The sequence below is a fragment of the Citrobacter sp. RHBSTW-01044 genome (assembly GCF_013781945.1).
GTDB classification, from domain to species: domain Bacteria; phylum Pseudomonadota; class Gammaproteobacteria; order Enterobacterales; family Enterobacteriaceae; genus Citrobacter; species Citrobacter braakii.
This window is the reverse complement of the sequence record NZ_CP056180.1, coordinates 720,059-739,278: the sequence shown is the minus strand read 5'-3', so window position 1 is coordinate 739,278 and position 19,220 is coordinate 720,059. Positions and strand designations below refer to the sequence as shown.

At 47.6% G+C, this 19,220-nt stretch carries 14 protein-coding genes; all 14 read right to left on the bottom strand.

Annotated elements, in window-relative coordinates; translation table 11 throughout:
- Positions 1-37: 37 nt before the first annotated feature.
- The 14 genes from HV352_RS03605 to tssC all read right to left on the bottom strand — a co-directional run bounded on the left by HV352_RS03605 (position 38) and on the right by tssC (position 19,205).
- On the bottom strand, positions 38-1,069 hold the full coding sequence (locus HV352_RS03605; RefSeq protein WP_181635201.1) for a putative type VI secretion system effector: 1,032 nt from the start codon (positions 1,067-1,069) through the stop codon (positions 38-40).
- Positions 1,070-1,107: 38 nt separating this feature from the next.
- Positions 1,108-2,139, bottom strand: coding sequence for a putative type VI secretion system effector (locus HV352_RS03600; protein WP_181635200.1), 1,032 nt, complete (start codon positions 2,137-2,139; stop codon positions 1,108-1,110).
- A gap of 75 nt (positions 2,140-2,214) precedes the next feature.
- Positions 2,215-4,920: a T6SS effector BTH_I2691 family protein gene (locus HV352_RS03595; protein ID WP_181635199.1), complete on the bottom strand. Its 2,706-nt coding sequence runs from the start codon at positions 4,918-4,920 to the stop codon at positions 2,215-2,217.
- Between the two features lie 38 nt (positions 4,921-4,958).
- On the bottom strand, positions 4,959-5,927 hold the full coding sequence (locus tag HV352_RS03590) for a DUF4123 domain-containing protein (RefSeq protein WP_181635198.1): 969 nt from the start codon (positions 5,925-5,927) through the stop codon (positions 4,959-4,961).
- Between the two features lie 10 nt (positions 5,928-5,937).
- Entirely contained in the window at positions 5,938-8,331 is a 2,394-nt protein-coding gene (vgrG, locus tag HV352_RS03585; protein ID WP_181635197.1) for a type VI secretion system Vgr family protein, read from the bottom strand.
- A gap of 55 nt (positions 8,332-8,386) precedes the next feature.
- Complete coding sequence (locus HV352_RS03580) at positions 8,387-8,788, bottom strand: hypothetical protein (protein ID WP_016157455.1); 402 nt, start codon at positions 8,786-8,788, stop codon at positions 8,387-8,389.
- Positions 8,789-8,794: 6 nt separating this feature from the next.
- Complete coding sequence (locus HV352_RS03575) at positions 8,795-9,487, bottom strand: hypothetical protein (RefSeq protein WP_016157456.1); 693 nt, start codon at positions 9,485-9,487, stop codon at positions 8,795-8,797.
- A 487-nt stretch (positions 9,488-9,974) separates the two neighbouring features.
- Entirely contained in the window at positions 9,975-10,622 is a 648-nt protein-coding gene (locus HV352_RS03570; RefSeq protein ID WP_181635196.1) for a hypothetical protein, read from the bottom strand.
- An 86-nt stretch (positions 10,623-10,708) separates the two neighbouring features.
- A complete protein-coding gene (tssH, locus tag HV352_RS03565) occupies positions 10,709-13,330 on the bottom strand; it encodes a type VI secretion system ATPase TssH (RefSeq protein ID WP_181635195.1) in 2,622 nt (873 codons plus the stop codon).
- Positions 13,331-13,491: 161 nt separating this feature from the next.
- The gene (gene tssD / locus HV352_RS03560) at positions 13,492-13,983 is read right to left on the bottom strand and encodes a type VI secretion system tube protein TssD (protein ID WP_003024437.1); all 492 of its coding nucleotides are present in this window, start codon (positions 13,981-13,983) and stop codon (positions 13,492-13,494) included.
- A 16-nt stretch (positions 13,984-13,999) separates the two neighbouring features.
- On the bottom strand, positions 14,000-15,664 hold the full coding sequence (locus HV352_RS03555) for an OmpA family protein (RefSeq protein ID WP_181635194.1): 1,665 nt from the start codon (positions 15,662-15,664) through the stop codon (positions 14,000-14,002).
- Positions 15,665-15,667: 3 nt separating this feature from the next.
- Positions 15,668-16,309: a type VI secretion system protein TssL, short form gene (gene tssL / locus HV352_RS03550; RefSeq protein ID WP_047414027.1), complete on the bottom strand. Its 642-nt coding sequence runs from the start codon at positions 16,307-16,309 to the stop codon at positions 15,668-15,670.
- 5 nt (positions 16,310-16,314) lie between these two features.
- A complete protein-coding gene (tssK, locus tag HV352_RS03545; RefSeq protein WP_047414028.1) occupies positions 16,315-17,652 on the bottom strand; it encodes a type VI secretion system baseplate subunit TssK in 1,338 nt (445 codons plus the stop codon).
- 23 nt (positions 17,653-17,675) lie between these two features.
- Positions 17,676-19,205 carry a type VI secretion system contractile sheath large subunit gene (gene tssC / locus HV352_RS03540; RefSeq protein ID WP_016157464.1) on the bottom strand — a complete coding sequence of 510 codons (1,530 nt, stop codon included), beginning with the start codon at positions 19,203-19,205 and terminating at the stop codon, positions 17,676-17,678.
- Positions 19,206-19,220: the final 15 nt, after the last annotated feature.

The following is a 19,220-nucleotide window of genomic DNA, read 5'->3' as shown; positions in this document are numbered from 1 at the left end:
ATTTATCCAGACCGTTAAGAACCATTCAGCATCCTTATTAATAATAAAAAATGCCTGCTCTTATTCCTGAATGATCAAAGGGCGTACCTTTGCGCAGAGGGTTTGGCGGGATCTCTGTTCGCTTCCACTCTTTTTTTCGCCGTTTATGTAGAGTTTCCAGGTTAATATCCGCCACGTTTTCCCAGCCCAGCAGGGTGAATATCTCCTCTGACAGCGTTTCTTCCGGTAACGGTTTGTGTTTGTAAATTGACCAGGCCGCGGGAAGCAGACACATCACCAGCAGAAAAACTATTGTGCCTGCTATAAATATATAGAACATAGGATCGTAAAATGATGCCATACCATCGCTACACAGCAATGTTATGAGGACAACGGCCAAGCTCAGATAGCAAACCCGCAACGGGATACGCACTGCCGCCCGGCGCGCCTGATTCTTTCCCCGGTAACACCCCGGCGTCATGCACAGGGACTGCTCCTCCGGCCTGTGGATGGCATACACCAGATACTCCTCACCGACCGGCGCCGCCAGCAATTCCACCTCCTCGCCTTCATAGCACCAGTGATACCCCAGCCAGCCCGAAAATCGCCTGCCATTAATGCGTCCGGTCAGATACCAGGCCCCGCACAGCGGCCTGTCATAGTCCTGCAGCAGGGCCGAAGCTGTCCCTCCCGAGCCGCTGGCCGCCCAGACCACCGCCGACGCCGCCATCTTCTTTTTATACCGGGTGTAGTAGGCGTTTCCTTCCGGATAGGACAGAACGTCAAAATGCTGCACCACCCGCCGCTGCGTCAGTTTTTCAATGACGCCCCGAACTTTAATCAGCGGTGCCGGAGGCGGCAGCACCGGGTCCGGCGGGGCGTTTTTCAGCGCCTCCAGCAGTTCTTTCTCTTTCAGGCGAAAATGTGCCAGCCATTTTCCTTTTTCATTTTTGGCCTCGATATTGCGCAGAATTTCCTGCGTTCGCGCCAGCTCACTTTTTTGCTGCAGATAGTTATGAAGCGGATATTTTTTATTGCTGCCTTCCAGACTTCTTCGCAACCCGTCCGAGAATTTCAGTTCTTTTTTCATAATTTATCCAGACCGTTAAGAACCATTCAGCATCCTTATTAATAATAAAAAAAACAAAATGTCCCTCCTGAATGATCAAAGGGCGTACCTTTGCGCAGAGGGTTTGGCGGGATCTCTGTTCGCTTCCACTCTTTTTTTCGCCGTTTATGCAGAGTTTCCAGGTTAATATCCGCCACGTTTTCCCAGCCCAGCAGGGTGAATATCTCCTCTGACAGCGTTTCTTCCGGTAACGGCTTGTGTTTGTAAATTGACCAGGCTGCGGGAAGCAGGCACATCACCAGCAGAAAAACTATTGTGCCTGCTATAAATATATAGAACATAGGATCGTAAAATGATGCCATACCATCGCTACACAGCAATGTTATGAGGACAACGGCCAGGCACAGATAGCAAACCCGCAACGGGATACGCACTGCCGCCCGGCGCGCCTGATTCTTTCCCCGGTAACACCCCGGCGTCATGCACAGGGACTGCTCCTCCGGCCTGTGGATGGCATACACCAGATACTCCTCGCCGACCGGTGCCGCCAGCAGTTCCACCTCCTCGCCTTCATAGCACCAGTGACATCCCAGCCAGCCCGAAAAACGTCTGCCGTTAATGCGTCCGGTCAGATACCAGGCCCCACACAGCGGCCTGTCATAGTCCTGCAGCAGGGCCGAAGCTGTCCCTCCCGAGCCGCTGGCCGCCCAGACCACCGCCGACGCCGCCATCTTCTTTTTATACCGGGTGTAGTAGGCGTTTCCTTCCGGATAGGACAGAACGTCGAAATGCTGCACCACCCGCCGCTGCGTCAGTTTTTCTATGACGCCCCGAACTTTAATCAGCGGTGCCGGAGGCGGCAGCACCGGGTCCGGCGGGGCGTTTTTCAGCGCCTCCAGCAGCTCTTTCTCTTTCAGGCGAAAATGTGCCAGCCATTTTCCTTTTTCATTTTTGGCCTCGATATTGCGCAGAATTTCCTGCGTTCGCGATAGTTCATTTTTTTGCTGCAGATAGTTATGAAGCGGATATTTTTTATTGCTGCCTTCCAGACTTCTTCGCAACCCGTCCGAGAATTTCAGTTCTTTTTTCATAATTTATTCTTACAATATGTAATATGACCATGCCGATATTTATTCAATGAATTTATTTGAAAATATAATTCAATTCTATTTACTGGTAGATTCTATTTTACGTACGCATTCCATCAGCGATTCTCCACATTTCACTATAAGTTCTGTTTTTTTTTGTTCAGAGAAGCTATCAATATCTTTCGAAAATTTTTTGCCAAACAGCGTGTTCTGCAGCCAGATTTGAATTTCATCTTCAAAAAAATACTCTTTCAGGGCATAATCTACTACCACCAGTAACAAAGCGAACTGCCAGGATGAGAAGACACCAATCCACTCAATACCCAGCGCATAAACCGTGGGTGTCGCTGCGCGTCCCAGCCACACCTCCATACTGCCGACAGCCGTACTCCAGCCAAATTTTGACATTAAGGCAGGCATAACTTTGCCGCTGAGTGAAATAATTGTAGTTATATCATTAAGGATTTTTCCCAAATATAACACTCTGTATGCCCATCGTTTACTTATTGATTTTTCATCTTTTAACTGGTAAGCATCTGAAAAATCAGCCCCCAACGATGCAATGGCATTAAGCATTGCACAACTGGCCCCCACCCATTTCAGTTTCGGAAACGATTTATCATCTTTTTTTATGACATCCATCATCTTACTGACAATATCTACCGCGCCTCCCGTGGTGGCGAATCCTGCAGCGACCAGTTTGGCATAACTGGAAAAGTCATCACGTTTAAAATGATCTGCCTGGTTATATAGCTCCGCCATATTAAAAAAGAGCACCAGGAAATTGATACTTGTCGCACGATAAGCATTTTTTTTCGCTCCCTTGATACTGAATTCCGCAGTCGCCTTTTCCAGATCGGAGAACCGCACCTGAGCGACTTTTAAGCGCCCTGACACTCTGTTTTTCTGAGGATTAACAAAGAGAATGTCGTTTACATAGTAACTACGCTCAGTCGCCCAGCCAAAATATTTACTAGAGAAAGATTTTATTTCAGCTATTGTTTTACCTGCTGAAAGAGAACAGAGCGTTTTAACGACAAGATCGTTTATGGTGTCCAATTTTGGTCCCACACCCGAAACCGAGAATAATCGTGAACCCAGCGTTGCCATATGTTGGTCAACTTGATACAACACCCGCTTTGACCAGACTGGATCATTTCCAAGTGGCTCATCCAGCGCAGCTGTTGCTTTACTAAATCCTTCGAATAATTTAACCAGGTCGCCGGATTTTGACTCAAAAAATGCTAATAAACTTTGTTCTGTGACCTGCTGACTCACTCCTTTGCGTACTCTGGCAAGCAAGGGTTCGGCAATAGTCATTAACTCAGGTGCATTATAAAAATGTGTACGCCAGACAAGGTTATTTTCATCAGCAGTTGAGTAATCTTTTATCCAGTCATCGAGTAAACTCACACCAGATTTCGCCGCACCTAACCCAGACATCGCAAAAGCCGCAATTTCACGAAAGTGCAAATTATCCTGTGAAAGATCAGAATAAAAGTCCTGCAGTGTACGAATAAAACATGGAGATTTAAGCCATTGACAGCGGAAAGCAATTATCACTTCGAGTTGTTTATCTATTTTTTGTGTCAGGACCTCACTACAATTAATAAACGAATCCAGGCTCTCTTGCTTTATCTTTCTTTTATATCTGCGCAGGTTATTTGCCACCCGCGACCTTTTCAGATTCTGCTCCTGTCTTTTCTTCGCCTGACGCTCAAATTCTTCCCGGCTTAAAACATCCGTATTGCCTTTCCGTCCCTCGTTCCAGACATACATTCCATATGCGTAATCAATATCGCGAGATGTTGAAAGTGAACCACCCAATGCCGCGAGCTGCTCTTCCACATTCTGCTCAGCACTCTTTTTTATAATCTCCTTAACACCGTTTATCAGATTCTGGGTACAGAACTCCAGGGCGCGTTCATCACCGAATATCTTCGCCATCGCCAGGACATCGTTCGTCCATCCCGTCAGCTCATGCGTTATCCCTGTTGCATCATGCAGCGCCATCAGCAACGGTGTGACCGGGGAACCGTCTGGCTTCACACCCCGTTCCTTCATCTGCCGGATTGTGTTTCCGACCACTCCACTCTTCCACGGGTACAATGTCTCCTGCGGCCCCGGCTCTTTGACTATTGCATAGCGTTCATTCACACACTGGCTGACGCGTATTTTATTATGGGTGCCATAAGGTAACCGCATTCCCGGGCTCAGCATGCTGCCCTGCGCCGGAATGTAATCCAGAACACTGACAAGATTCGCTGTGGTTGCCTCCGTTATTTGCTGTGAAGCCTGTGGCGCCCTCCAGTTCGATGAACTCACGCACTGCATTCTGCTCTGCCGTTGCACGCCATCGCTCGCGTAACGCTCCAGCGTATTTTCCGTCCACGGACACTGCGTGAATGCTATCCAGATGTCATTCTCCAGAACTTCATAGGGCAGCGTCAGAAAATCCTTTCCGCCATTACTGTAGGTTCCCTGCCGACAGTCAGGCTCTGCTTTCTCCAGGACATTTTTCGCCGAAAGCTGTTTCCACAAACTGCCGTCATCACATACCGACCACGCCTCCCAGTCCGTCAGATACGGATAGTAGATATAGATATATCCTCTGCGCATTGCGCGCAGCGCATAGTGGTAATTTTCGTTTTCCACCGGGTAAGCCGATACTCCTGATGTTGCCCACTCCGGTAACGGTTCTTTAATATATTCAGGAATCACCGCATAGCGTACGGGTAGTAATGCCGGTCCCTGTGACATACAGTCACATTTATGATTTTTCATCCCTGTTCTCCTGCATATTCTAACTGTAAACTTCTTAATTAATGCTCTTCACGAATTTCATTCCATTGCTGTTCTGTGACATGGGACGTGATTTGAATAAAATTTCCTCTTTCACTTCGTTTATTTATTTCAAGCAGTTTTTTAATAACGCTATGGTTATAAAATTCCGGAGCTACATTAATTGAACACTCACCCCATTTAATAAGATCTTCTATATCAAAGAAAGCACACAACTCGGCTTTTTTAAGTGAATTTCTTAATACCTTAAACACCTCTACTTCCGAAAATCGTTCACTACTCAAATGCGCTAAGCGATAATTACAAATAATCTTATTCTTTATCCCTACAAAATTTATATCACGCCAATTGTCAGCACTCAGCGATAAAGTATATGAAAGTCGCACTTGATTATTAGATTTATTTATTTTATTGATAAACTGTCCATCGCCATCAATAAAACTCCACACTTCAACTGGTCCTAACAAACGTCGTTGTTGCCAATCATCCAGGATGGAGAAAAGAGAGATTATAATTGCGGGGTCATAATACCGAAGCAATACATCTTTGCCATCACGCTGTTGGATAGCGACTTTTCCCAGATAAGCAGCGAGATTTATAATATTTTCTGCACAAGTAAGCCAACCACAAATCATCCTGCCCTTACCCAGCAGTATCTCATTAGGTTCTATCTCTTTCAGAGCCTGCATAATACTTTCATGTAGTATATTACAATCAGCAGGTAAAGATAGATCCAGTGAAACCAAACAGGGTTCAAATTCAGCTGATAGATAACGAGTAGCAACAGGTACCCTTACAACATCCCTACTTTTTATTTTATCATAGAATGACGAATCTTTATTCCTCAGTCTTATAATTGCAGTATCAATCATTAATATGCAATTTCTATTTAACGTTATAAAATGATTAAATATTTGTTCACCAATGTCATCCCCTCGTTTTTGCATTGCCGGTAAGGAGTAATCATAAGTTATTAAAGATTCCTTCATTTGCCCTCCATTAACCCAGCGTCACGGTAGGGCTTTGCGTACCACCAGCAGCATCAATGGCTGTGGCACAAGGATCCGGTAACTCTATGCTAGCATTCAATGTTGCAGGAGCCATTTTCTGAATTCCAATACTCTTTACGCGAACATTGCCTGGCGCCCCTACTTCTATTTCACCATCTTTAAGCCTGATATATGCACCGCCACAACTGAGTACTAACTCTGTCGCTGCGGTAATAATCACCTGCTCATCTTTGCTGGCTATACTCAACGTTTTCTTTGCTATGAGATCCATTGCATCTCCCTGTGCCTGAATCTCCACTTTTCCTTTGCTGGCAAAAATTTTAATCCCCATCCACTGAGCGAAAAGACTTATTGTTTCTTTCACACCAAGGCGGAATTTTTTAGCGACACTGACATCCGCGTCCGCTCCAGAGGTTACAATGATATTCTCACCTGATGAGAGTTGGATACTGGCGGGAGTCACCTGAGCGATACCGGCAGGAGCAGAAAATAGTAAAGCCTGTTTCTTGAGGTCTGTCATAGACTCCATCAACAATGCTTTTTGCCTCTCGATATCAGCCAGTTCTGCTTTCGCTTTTTCTGCCGCAGAACGAATACCTTTCGCATCCTGAAGCGCAGCTTGTAAGTTCGCTACTGCTTCATGCATATCTAACTGCAAACCTCCAGCTAATTCCTGACGATCGGCGCTGATAAAAATCCCCTTCCCTGCCCGAATAGCTCCCCACTGGTCTGTACGTAGTTCAAAGCCCTCTCCCCGCAGCGCGCGCTGCGCATCCACGTTATGCCCCAGGTTCAGTTGCGTCTTCCCGCCGTACTCGGTGCTGAGCTTGATGTGCTCCTCGCCCCGTTTGTCCTCCATGCGCAGTTTGTTATTGGCGGGCGTACGGATGACGTTACGGGTGTGGTTTGCCTCCGTCACGTGGTCAGGATGTCGGGAGTCATGCAGCGCATGGGCGATATAGGGCCGGTCCGGATCCCCTTCATGGAACGCCACCGCCACTTCTGTGCCCTGTATCAGCGGGAAGTGAATACCGTAGGTGTCGCCGCCATAGGGTTTGGCAAGGCGTACTGGCATACTTTCGTAGCCCTGTTGTTTATCATCACGATCCGCATCAAACTTAACCCAATAAAGCCCGCTCTGATTCAAATGAGCATATTCATCATTCTTTTTCGGGCTTGAAACACGTGCCATTAGCGTGCCGCTAATCACTGGCCGCGGTTTTAGTGGAGGTCTCCAACAGCGCGTTTCACTGTAAACGGTCGCCATCAACACCACTTGTAGTGCTTCCTTTCGGCTTGCGCTGAATGAAACCGCCGTAACCAGCAAGCTGTTACACACACTGGCAGGAAGCGTTGGGACTGGTGTGGATTCCGTAATATTCAGGACCTGAGCCGGGCTGAGGCTTACATCGGTTGATAATCCAGTGATTGTGGCTTGTGAGGAGAGATAACGCTCATGTTCCAGACGAGCCCAAAAATTCCCTGTCTCAGGCGATGGAGATACCTTATCACCCGTTTCAAGATGGCGCGGGCGATAGTGGTAAACATCCCCGTAAGTCACCCCGTCACCGTCACCGTAAGTCATATCGGCTTGTGCAGAAAATAATATTTTCTGTGCCTGACGATGGTTATAGTCCCCAGCAGTAACCGATGCCTGCACTGCAGACTGGTGGAACTGAATATCCCAGACTGAGTCGATACCATTGTCATTCATTCCGGAGGGACTATTCAGCGGTAATGTTTTGCCAAACTCCCATGCGCTTTGTTTGTCAGCAAAATAGATCACTTCAGTACCAGCATCAGGCTGAAGCCTGAAGAAGAAGAATATTCCCACTTCAGAGAGCAAACGTTCAATAAAAACCAGATCGCTTTCGTGATACTGATTAATTTGCTCTCGTTTTGGATATTCCATTGCCAAATCAAAATTATATTCCCAGTCTTTTAAACCATGCTCCTGTAAAATTTGACTAACAACGTCCGGAACTGACATATTTATAAAAAAACGGTGCGTGCGAAATTGATTTTTCAACAACGCGACAAAAGGTTCAATGATTAACTGATAGGTTGCCTGGTCTTTTGAACCACTTATACGATGGAAAGATGTCACAATACCATGTACCACTTTTCGGGCAGTTAACTCACTTAACCTCCCTATTCCCATGGTCAATGTAGTCGATTTTCTAAGTATCGACTCTGCTGCAATGTCTTTATCATTGCTGGAAAAATGAACTACATATCGATACAGCGAACTCATTTCCTCCGTACCACTAAAATTAATAACATCCAGTACAGACTTGCATGAAGGGATATACAATTGATAACGGTTTAACGTATTTTCAGATATAAATGACATCCCACCACCCAGTGATTCGGACATTCCCATATATTTAACCCTTGTAATTTTATAAAGAGCTATTTTCAGAAAGTAAAAGTTACTCTCAACGCATTGTCTTTATTAAAACAACTATATCCGCTTTCTTATTTGTGACAATGGAAAAAGTAAATCGAAGATTATCGCTAGATATCCAAAGCTCTTCCCTACCATTATCACTATAATCATAAAGATGAAAACCAAGACCTGTTAGATAATTACGAATAACTTCTGCATCACCACCGTGAAAAATAATAAGATTTGTTTCCCGAGTACTTCCCTCAGGAGAAATATATTCGAAATAATAATTATTTGAGATCCTTGGGGCCTGCTTGATATCAACATCTGTGTAGAAATAGTAATCAAAAAAATCACTTTCCCGATATTCTAATTTATCTGGCCAGGGTATTAAAAGAGGTGACAAGGAAATCAAAGCAATAGTCACCAGTAATATTTTATAGTAGCTCATTACCATTCACCTCGACAAAAATGAATAATAACCGCCATCCCCGCTGATCACTTGTACCCGACCAGAAGTGAAATCACTCCACGGCTGCACCCATGTCATAAACGAAGGCAAACTCCCTTTATAGGGTTTATGAACAGCACAATTATCCGACGGGTCTGGAAACAGTAATGGTAAAAATCCTTTATTCTTATAATTGCCTATCGGCCCATAAAAATCCCATCGATTCAGTGCTCGCTCTTTACTGACTAACCTTAGTCTTGACTGGTAGTCTGAGGGAAGAATTGCCCTGTAGAAGCCTAAAAGATCAGAGGTAAGATCCTCTCCGCTAAAACCACTGTCGGTATACCAACTAAAACACCAATTAGCTTGCAAACTTTCAAACAAGCGCGCCGTCGTCATCATCATGGCCAACGCAACGCTGTTTTTCTCACATGCAGATAAACCTTGTTTGATACGCCACTTAACAAACTTTCCTGTACCAAACTGGCGATGGTATACAAACATTTTTTGGCTATAAGCGACTTCATAATAACCATCACAGCCTGATTCACCTCGTTTTATATCTATCATCAGGTTTTTGATATCACTTCCCTGTGCATGGCCTATATCTATCCATCCCAATATTTCGCTATAAACAAGCCCTGTTTTACGAGTCGATGTCCACTCAGAAGGTTCAATAATATCGTTACGTTTACTCATTATTAAACTCCAGCATCATTAGCTCTTAACTCAAACTCAATACTACAAGTAGATCGGACAGAATAATGGTAGAGAACGCTTAACTGCTCCAGCCCCTCAAAACGCACCACATCCAGTGCATGCGGGCATGAAGGAATCGTTAAGCTGTAGCGGTTAAGCGTGGGCCGTGATGTTGTTAGTTCCATATTCATAGAGTTAACTCCATTTAATTAAATATATTTACGTACTTATAAAACCATAATAATACTGACCAACACAATTTCCCATTAACTAAAAAATCACAGATAATCATCCCAATTACTACGCACATGAGGCCAGCCAAATCTCATCATAAAATACCCTAAAACAATCAATAAAATATTTCCCGCGCCCCATAAATATCGAAACGCATCGTTAGAAACAAAAAAAAACCAAATAGAAAAGGCAATGCCAAACATGCATAATAGATTACCCATCAGATATGAAAAATAATACATTAAATATATTACTATTTCTCTAAACTTCCCAGACCATCCAGAAAACATTGGCAAACCTCATTAAAAAAAACCTCATTTGTATTGTGAAGCTCAATTGCTTTTTCAAAAGGTGAAACAAGATCTTCTATCAGAAAATAAAGCAGATCCAGGTCTCCCATATCTTTCAATTTTTGGTAATGGCCAGGACTCCTTGCAGCAAGATAGCGAGATGTATAGATTGCCCTGGATACCTCCGCTCCCAACGTAAGAAGCGAGCCTATACAAGCACCTGAAAAAAATGCCGTGACCAACCGATTAGAAATAACATACCCAATTTTAACGCCAGTTAGCTCTGAAAAAATCATCCTTCCGGCACTATCCCCAACTATTTTTTCCACCATTAAAGAAAAATCCAGTCGAGAAGAAAAATCATTAATAAAAACCCCAACAACCTGACCTATCAACTCCTTATTAAACCCCACTTTATTAATAAATCTGGCAAACCTGTATTTGTCATCAGCATTCGCTCTGTGATGTTCTGTATCCATAAAATCATAGGCCAGATATCCCATACTCACCGGAAATGATATAAGCCCTTTTGTCAAAGCAGCTATAAATCCAGAATCATCAATGTTAATAGCTTCGAGCATATCTTTGGCAAGCTCTTTAGCACCATCCATATTTAGTCCTGTTGCGCAACGAATATCCCAGTACAATATAAAACCCAGCATTAGTCTTATCTCTGGGTTTTATTTTTCACTCGTTATCAATTATCAATTATCAATTCAATTCCCTCTTCATCACTCCAACTCAAAGTGAGCTGCTGAGGTTTTTGCTGCCGGGAAAGATACGTTAACAACTGCTGGCTGAGCACTGGCAAGATTTGTTGATTCAGCAGGCTATCAATATTCCTCGCCCCCGTATCCGGTAGCAGGCAAGCGGCTGTCAGGGCATCAAAAAGGTTCTCAGATATCGTCGTAGTGATGCCGTAGTGACGCAGTAATCGCTGTCTAACTTGATCCAGTTTCATTTGTACAATCGTACGTAACGCAGGTTCACTGAGCGGATGGTAGATAATAGTCTGGAAGCGGGCCAGCAGCGCCGGCTGAAAATGATCGCGCAAGAGGGGGCGCAGCAGCTCGTGCAGATCGGACTCCGTGGTTTCCGGCTGTTCTTCCAGCATCTGCATCACAGCGTCGCCGCCAAGATTGGAAGTCATCAAAATAACGGTGTTGCGAAAATCAATTTCTCGGCCTTCACCATCTCGCATGAAACCGCGGTCAAATACCTGGTAAAACAGGTTTATGACGTCGCGATGCGCTTTTTCTACTTCATCCAGCAATACCACGCTATAGGGGCGTTTTCGCACGGCTTCAGTCAGGATCCCTCCCTGACCATAACCCACATACCCCGGAGGTGAGCCCTTGAGTTGGCTCACGGTGTGCGACTCCTGATACTCAGACAGATTAATCGTGATCAGCGACTTTTCACCGCCAAAGAGAATGTCAGCCAGGGCCAGCGCCGTCTCCGTTTTCCCGGTTCCGCTTGGTCCAGTTAGCAGAAAAACACCCTGTGGGCCGTTTTCCGGAGTAAGTCCTGTTTTTGATGCCCGCAACCGCTGTGCGATAGTATTTAGCGCGTAATCCTGCCCGACAACGCGGTTTCCCATCTGGGTTTCAAGCGTCAGCAAGTCTGTCTGGGAGTCCTTCATTAGTGAAGACAACGGTACACCGGTCCAGTCGGCGATCACCGTAGCAACTGTGCGCGCGTCTACATCCGGAAACAGTAAAGGATGGCCCTGCTGAAGCACACTAAGCTGTTGCTGCAATTCAATCGTTTCCGCCTGACGAGAAATATCACGGCGGCTGGTCAGCAGTTGCTCAGTGAGCGCTATTTCTTGGCCATACTGGGTTTCTAGTTCATCAAGCTCGACAAGCAGGCGATTTTCATGCTGTTCAATGCTGGCCAGCCTTTCATCATGCTGACCATTTCCTACTGCGAGGTCTGCAAGCAACGCCTGTTTTTCAATTTCAAGCGCGGTGATCTCCGACTTCAAGCGCGTAAGGGGTTCAGGAACGGTATCAAGGCACATCCGTACTCTTGCGCCTGCGGTATCCAGCAGGTCGACGGCTTTGTCGGGTAATTGCCGCCCGGTAAGATAGCGGCGAGAGAGCAGAACAGCAGCTTTAACCGCTTCGTCGGTGATGTGAACGCCATGGTGTTCTGCATAGCGTGATTTCAGACCACGCAGCATTAAACAGGCAGTGTCATCATCCGGTTCATCCACTTTAACCATCTGAAAACGCCGCTCCAGCGCAGCATCACGCTCAAAATACTGTTTATATTCGCTCCATGTGGTCGCTGCGATGGTTCGCAATTCACCTCTGGCCAGAGCGGGTTTTAGCAGGTTGGCTGCATCAGCTCCCCCCGCCTGATTACCGGCCCCAATGATGGTGTGTGCTTCATCGATAAAGAGCAGAACAGGAGTTGGCGATTGCTGAACGGCATCAATGATATTTTTTAATCGCTGCTCAAACTCACCTTTCACTCCAGCACCTGCCTGCAACAGCCCAAGATCCAGCGTACGTAAGGTTACTGTTTTCAGGCTATCCGGCACGTTACCTTCAGCAATACGCAGCGCCAGCCCCTCCACCAGAGCGGTCTTGCCGACGCCGGGTTCCCCAACCAGAATTGGATTGTTTTTTCGACGACGAGATAGCACATCCACCATTTGCCGAATTTCATTATCACGACCAAATACCGGATCGATATCACCGGCACGCGCTTTCGCGGTCACGTCTAATGTAAATTTATCGAGCACACCTTGTAATGCGGGCGACAAAGTCGACTGGGCCAGATTTCGCCCCGGTTCATCATCAGAGGTAAACTGCGCCAGAGCGGCCTCTTGCTGTCTTTCAGGACGTTCATCCGACTGAACATTTAATAGCGGCAGGAGCCGTTCCAGTTGAGTATGTCCTGCGCTCAGAAGAGGCCACAGGCCGTCACACTTCAGTAGCGAAGGCTTTCCCACCAGCGCCATCAGCAGATGCACACCACGTATCTGCAAATTTTCATCCGTTGCTGCACACAGCCACGCTTGTTGCATTAAAGAGAGGAGTACATCAGACAACTGCGGGCGGCTTTTTACGGAACGAGGCTGAACATCCAGATGCGCCAGCAGCGACTGCCAGAGATTGTCGATATCCCATTCATAACGACGTGCAATGACAGTAATATCTCCCTCCCCCTGTTCCAATAGCTTCAGTAACCAGTGTTCGGGAGTGATTTCTGCATGCGCACGCGTTTGGCATAACGATGCCGCCGCTTCAAGCGCCTGAGCACAATAGGGGTTGAGACGTCGTAATAACACTGCTGACTGGTGTTCCATTTGCTTCCTGACTCCCTGTATTCAGGCACGCTACCGCCCTTGGCCGTAACCCAATGCCCATAAGGTAATAGTGACGTTGATACTCTCTGCTAAATCCCCGCGCCGGATACTCAGCAGAGGGCATAAAAAAACGGATGAGGAAATCCTCATCCGTTAGTGCGTTATGCGGTGGTACGCTCGTTCCAGGCGTCAGAATGGATAATGTTGCCATCCTTATACGTCCAGACGATCTTCTCGTAGCGCAGTTCAATCTGTTCCAGGTGGTTATGCTTCTCTTTAGCCGGATCTTTGATGTCGTACATCACAGGATTTACTTTCACCACTTTCACGTTGTGCAGAGTGGTGTTGAAGTATTCCACTTCCTGACCAGCATCATTGATGCGATACCATTTGAACTCTGCCTGACGCAGGGTCTGACCAGTGGTTACAGCCTTGTACAGATACGGGCTGGAAGCATCGATTTCCTTAGTGAAAAGAAACGGGGTATGGATGCGCGTCCCGGTCAACTTACCGGTGTTGTTATCGGTAGGGATGTACAGGTTATGTTCCTGAGCCACTACTTCGATACTGCCCACACGGTCTTTCACATCAACAGAGCCCTTAATATCCGCACCGCCGTCGTCTTTCAGCCAAAGGTAGACTGGAATTGCCATAACTCTTTCTCCATTTTTACTTCGTTAATGCGTCACCGCCTTGCGGTGACGGTTCCTTCATGCCCGACACCCGACAGGCATCAGCCTGCGGTACCAGACTGATCTCTACACGGCGGTTGGCAGCCCTCCCCTCCGGCGTATCGTTGGTTTTGTAGGGACGTAATTCGCCGTAACCCTGAACAGCAAAACAGCTCTCCGCGACGTCACCGGTATCACGCATCCAGTCGCGAACAGATTCCGCGCGTTTGAGAGAGAGCTGCTGATTAGATTTATCGTCACCCACATCATCGGTATGTCCGGCGATGACTATCAGCCAACCGGGCTTGGCTTTGATATTGACCAAAGCTCGAATGAGTACTTTTGTTGAACCCGCTTTTAACGCCCATTCGCCCGTATCAAACAGCGACATACTGTCCAGTCGAACGGTATGCGGGGAGGTCACTTTCGGTTTTTCAGTTGGCAGCCAGTCGCTGATGGCGGCCTGCAAAGCCGGGATCAATCTCATCCCCTGATACAATCCCATTGAAAGAGAAAGGGGCTCACCACGCTGATACCAGCGATCAAGCCGCTGTGCATCACGACGAAGCTGTTCCTGGGCCTGAATCTTTGGCTCGGCAGGATTGCCAGTAAGATGGCGGTATAACATCAGATGATCGTTTGTGATCCTGATGAGATGTTGGTTATTGATAAAGCTGCACGTCATCGCCAGCCCGACAAAAATGCCGCATAGCAGACCGCTTACGCCCAGCGTTCGTTGAAATGCTGTCAGTGCCCGGCGGCGGGATAAAAAAGGCAACGCTAAATCAGGAAAAGGCAGCAGTACGGGCGCTGCTGATGCCGCAGGAGAAAGCGTTGTTTGAGCAGTTATATGCCGTTGCCACAGATTATTTTCGTAAACCGCTAATGAGGTGAAACACACAACCCGTAAAGCAGAGAAAAGAGGCGGAGCATGGCGTTCGGTATCGCCTTGCACCTTCTTCAGCCAGCCCAGTAAATTATCTAACCACACTGCATGTGTTAGATGAGAGTGGCGAGCCGGGCGCTCTTCCGAAGAGAAAGGTGCAAAGTCGTCTAATCCCGTAGCTGACTGCACCTCTGCATCCTGAGGGGTTCGAATAAACCAACGTACAGTCTCATTACATTGAGGAGAATTCAGCCAACAGCACAACCAAAACGGCGGTATACCTGATAACCAACGCCGACTCTGGGTTACCACACGCCGCCAACTGAGTAGCATATGCTTAAGCGCATCTTCATCTTTATGCCGTTCTGGGGTCAATGCCAGCATCACGGACACGCGCATTAGAAGCCCCGGGCGCTGCACAGCTATCTTACGAACCAGAGCAATAAAATGTTCCGGGGACTGGACAGATAAATACCAGCCCTGCGAACTCTCGCAAGAATCGCTACGTCCGGCAAACAATGGCTCATTGTCGCCACACACCAGCACGACAGGCCCACTGAAACTCTCCGGAGGGAGCGCAACTTCATGAGCAGAATGCTCAGGCTTTAACCGACCATACTGACGCCAGCCATAAACGATCCCTGGAATGGAAAGCAATAAAACAATGACGGTAAGGCCGCCCCGGATACCCGCACTTACTGGGCTGAATCCCCAGACCAACAGTAAAGCCAGTACGGCCGCCAGCACATAGTTAACGATCCCTCGCAACTGGGCCATGTCTTAACCCTGCCCAATCAGCTGAGCAATCTGCCCTTGTAAGACATGAGAAAATGTTAGCCACAAAGCCCCCAACGCCAGCACGCCAACAATCCATGCCAGCCACCAGCGGCGCTTACCGCCAGAGAAGCCGGACGCCCGCATGATTACTGGTGAATCGTGTTTTAACTTAAAAGGCATCGCCTGAGTTGACAGCGCTTCGAGAACATCTTCACGACGTTCATCACCCTGCTCACGATAGCGACCCACAAAACCAAGCGTGATTGCGCGATAAAAGCAGGTTAATACGGCGGTATCAGGAACGGGCTCGCGCAGTGCGGTACGGATGCGCTCCCAGAGCTCTTCCCCGGCATTGGTGGTATTGAAATAGCGGGCCTGTAAGGGTGTCGCAAGCCAGGTGATATAACCGCTATCCTGCCGGTTACGGTTCAACACGCTTTCATCCAGTAACGCACATTGGGTGTAGAGCATGTGTTCAACGCTGTGCTCGCTGTACCCCAGGTCACGCAATGCATTACGCGCAGAATCAACCCATTGGCAGGCCCGGCGATAGAAAGCAGCCCCATCGTCGACTTCCAACCCGCCACGTAGTTGGCTTACAGCAAGCCAGGTAGGCCAGAACACCTGATCAATATCCTTATTCATTTATTTCAATCCCTTAATACGGCGAATAACTCGAGTTGGATCTCTCCCAGCGTTCCCGGCACATAGAAGGCGCAATTACCAGCGTCCAGCATGGCCTGAGCTGCTGGATGATTAATCTCAAGAGCAAAGTATTGATTTTCCAGTCGTAACGGGATGGCTGCGGGTATATGCGTCAGCGGTTTTAACGGAATTCCGCTGAGTGCTACATTGACTACATCAGACACGTCTGCCCTGCTCCCCGCTTTACAGAGCTGTGGAAATTGCGTCAGTAGGACATGCGCAGGGAGATCTGAACGAACGGACAGGTAAAAATCAGCGCCTTCACGCAGTCGAGCATCCGACAGTGCACCATTCCAGAACTGTCTCTCCTGCGTCAGCTCAATAGCGACAACACGAGATGGCAGGCTGGCTTCCAGCAGTTCCACCAGCAATGCAAACAATGGAGGGAATACTTGCTGCGGATTTGCGTGCTGGTATGGCGGCACAACGCTGACATCATTTTCTAATGAAAAGGTCAGCAGGCTGCCCGCTAACCGCGCCAGTTCACGCCACAAAAGTTCGGGATGACGGCCTGGGTTTTGCAGCATTTCTCTCAGTACAGGCTCTGAGCTATTAAGCGCATTTAGCAGCCAAAACAACGAAACATCTGCTACCGCAAAATCCGCCATTCGTTCGTTACTTTCACGACGCAAGGCCATCAGACGGCGACAACGGGCCTGGATGCGATGCACCAAATCACTGAGAGAATTGATTAATAAGGGGCTGGCTGAGAGTGAAAGCGATGGCGGTAAAAAATCGCGTCCCAGCTCCCATTGCCCCTGAGCATTACGAGTCAGGCAAGCTACCGGACAGGTCAGATAAGCGCTGTTATCATCGTGGGCATACCGGAGGGTGATAGCATGCCGCAGCACTGCCATATCAGTCCGTTCCTGACCAGAGAGATCCTGCACTGGCAGCCATTCCTGCTGCCAGCGACACGGACGGCTAACGCCGTTGCCTGACGAAAGATTGCCGCCATTAGCCGAAAGCAGCGGCAACGCCAGGACGATATCAACGCTGCTGTAACCAGTAAGATGCGATAAATCACACGCCGGAGGCAGGTTATCTGAAATACCTGTATCCACTAACGTACCGTCAGGAAAACGCACAACCAGATTAACGGGATTCAAACGGGAAACCGTTAGCGCACTTTCATCAAACTCCGCGCTGATGACGCCCCACGGTGATGAAAGTGACATATGAGCCACAACGTCGGCTACATAGGCATCCCAACGTGTCTGTTGCTGAAACTGCTGGGGAGCCAGAAAGGCCCCCTCGCTCCATAACGGGCGATAGATCTTCATCGCACCTCCTGTGCATTGTGTCGTTAAGATTTCGACTTAGGCATTTGTGAAACTAACGACAAACTGACGTCCATACCTTCAACCTGAAAATGCGGAATAGCATACAGGCGCACGCGGAAGAAGCCTGGGTTATCCTCAATATCCTCCACCACAACACGCCCGTCACGAAGCGGGTGTGAAGCCTGCAAGTCATCGCCAGGATCGGTCATTTCGGTTACCAGACTGCGCAGCCAGTTGTTCAGTTCAAGTTCAAGCAAACGGCGATCTTTGGTCGTACCTATATTTTCTCGCTGCAGGATTTTCAGGTAGTGAGCGATACGGGAAAGCAGGAAGATATACGGTAGACGTGAGTTAATCCGGCTGTTAGCCGTCGCTTCCGCTGTATCAAACAGCGCAGGTTTTTGAGCCGAGTTAGCAGAAAAGAAGCAGGCGTAATCACGATTCTTATAATAAGAAAGCGGAATAAAGCCGAGGTTGGCGAATTCAAACTCCCGGGTTTCCGGAATCATCACCTCAGACGGGATCTTCACCTGATTGCCTGTCCCCAGATCGTACAGATGGATAGGCAAGTCTTTAACCGCACCACCCGCCTGTGGTCCACGGATCTGGACGCACCAGCCATTCTTGATAAAACTTTTCACCATGTTCACAGCGAAAGAGAAAGAGGCGCTGGTCCACAGATATTTCTCATGATCCGGGCCCTTAACTTCTTCAACATAGTTAAAACTACGTACCGGCACGGTATCAGGACCATACGGCAGGCGACCCAGAACACGCGGCATAGTTAGTCCGATATAGCGTGAATCGTCGCTATCACGGAATGCTTTCCACTTGATGTATTCAGCTCGTTCGAAATAATCATTGATATCTTTTATGGCCGCGACTTCTTCCATATTTTCCTTCAGGAAGAATTTCGGCCCAACGGAACCAATGAACGGCATATGACAGGCAGCCGACACACCCGAAATATTGCGCAGCAGTGCAATATCCTGTGGGCTGTTATCAAATTCGTATGCTGAAATCATTGCCGCAATGGGTTCACCGCCAGGCTGATCATATTCTTCAATATAAACATGGCGATATAACCCACTTTGGATAAGTTCCGGCGCGTCGTCAAAATCATCACGCAGCGCATCCTTGCTGATATCCATCATTTCTACACGGACATTTTGGCGAAAATCGATACCGGTGATCATCGAGTGCACACCACGCCAGAGCGATTCTTGTTTTTGAAATTCAGCATGGTGCATAACTTCATTAACCTGGTCGCTAATCTGCTTGTCCAGACGAGCAATCTGCTCATCCAGCAGCGTTTTATCCAGGCGTTCTACTGGCTGCGCAGCATCCGCCAGACAAGAGACCAGAACCTGAATAGCGGCGGTCACGCGTTCAGCCGGAGCGGCATCAGAAAGCGCTTCATCGCTCTGCCATGCATCTACATTTTTTAATGTCGAAACCGGGGAAAGATTAATTTTGTCAAAGAGGGATTGATAAACGCTGCGTTCACTGGTCGTTGTGGTCGCGACTGAAGAGGTATGTTCCTGAACAGACATCAACATATTCCTTTT

Bases quoted from the DNA above. Each gene is read 5' to 3' on its own strand.
- HV352_RS03590 (WP_181635198.1), bottom strand. From the start codon at position 5,927: ATGAAGGAATCTTTAATAACTTATGATTACTCCTTACCGGCAATGCAA.
- tssH (WP_181635195.1), bottom strand. From the start codon at position 13,330: ATGGAACACCAGTCAGCAGTGTTATTACGACGTCTCAACCCCTATTGT.
- HV352_RS03570 (WP_181635196.1), bottom strand. From the start codon at position 10,622: ATGGATGGTGCTAAAGAGCTTGCCAAAGATATGCTCGAAGCTATTAAC.
- HV352_RS03605 (WP_181635201.1), bottom strand. From the start codon at position 1,069: ATGAAAAAAGAACTGAAATTCTCGGACGGGTTGCGAAGAAGTCTGGAA.
- HV352_RS03575 (WP_016157456.1), bottom strand. From the start codon at position 9,487: ATGAGTAAACGTAACGATATTATTGAACCTTCTGAGTGGACATCGACT.
- tssL (WP_047414027.1), bottom strand. From the start codon at position 16,309: ATGAATAAGGATATTGATCAGGTGTTCTGGCCTACCTGGCTTGCTGTA.
- HV352_RS03600 (WP_181635200.1), bottom strand. From the start codon at position 2,139: ATGAAAAAAGAACTGAAATTCTCGGACGGGTTGCGAAGAAGTCTGGAA.
- tssD (WP_003024437.1), bottom strand. From the start codon at position 13,983: ATGGCAATTCCAGTCTACCTTTGGCTGAAAGACGACGGCGGTGCGGAT.
- HV352_RS03595 (WP_181635199.1), bottom strand. From the start codon at position 4,920: ATGAAAAATCATAAATGTGACTGTATGTCACAGGGACCGGCATTACTA.
- vgrG (WP_181635197.1), bottom strand. From the start codon at position 8,331: ATGGGAATGTCCGAATCACTGGGTGGTGGGATGTCATTTATATCTGAA.
- tssK (WP_047414028.1), bottom strand. From the start codon at position 17,652: ATGAAGATCTATCGCCCGTTATGGAGCGAGGGGGCCTTTCTGGCTCCC.
- HV352_RS03555 (WP_181635194.1), bottom strand. From the start codon at position 15,664: ATGGCCCAGTTGCGAGGGATCGTTAACTATGTGCTGGCGGCCGTACTG.
- HV352_RS03580 (WP_016157455.1), bottom strand. From the start codon at position 8,788: ATGAGCTACTATAAAATATTACTGGTGACTATTGCTTTGATTTCCTTG.
- tssC (WP_016157464.1), bottom strand. From the start codon at position 19,205: ATGTCTGTTCAGGAACATACCTCTTCAGTCGCGACCACAACGACCAGT.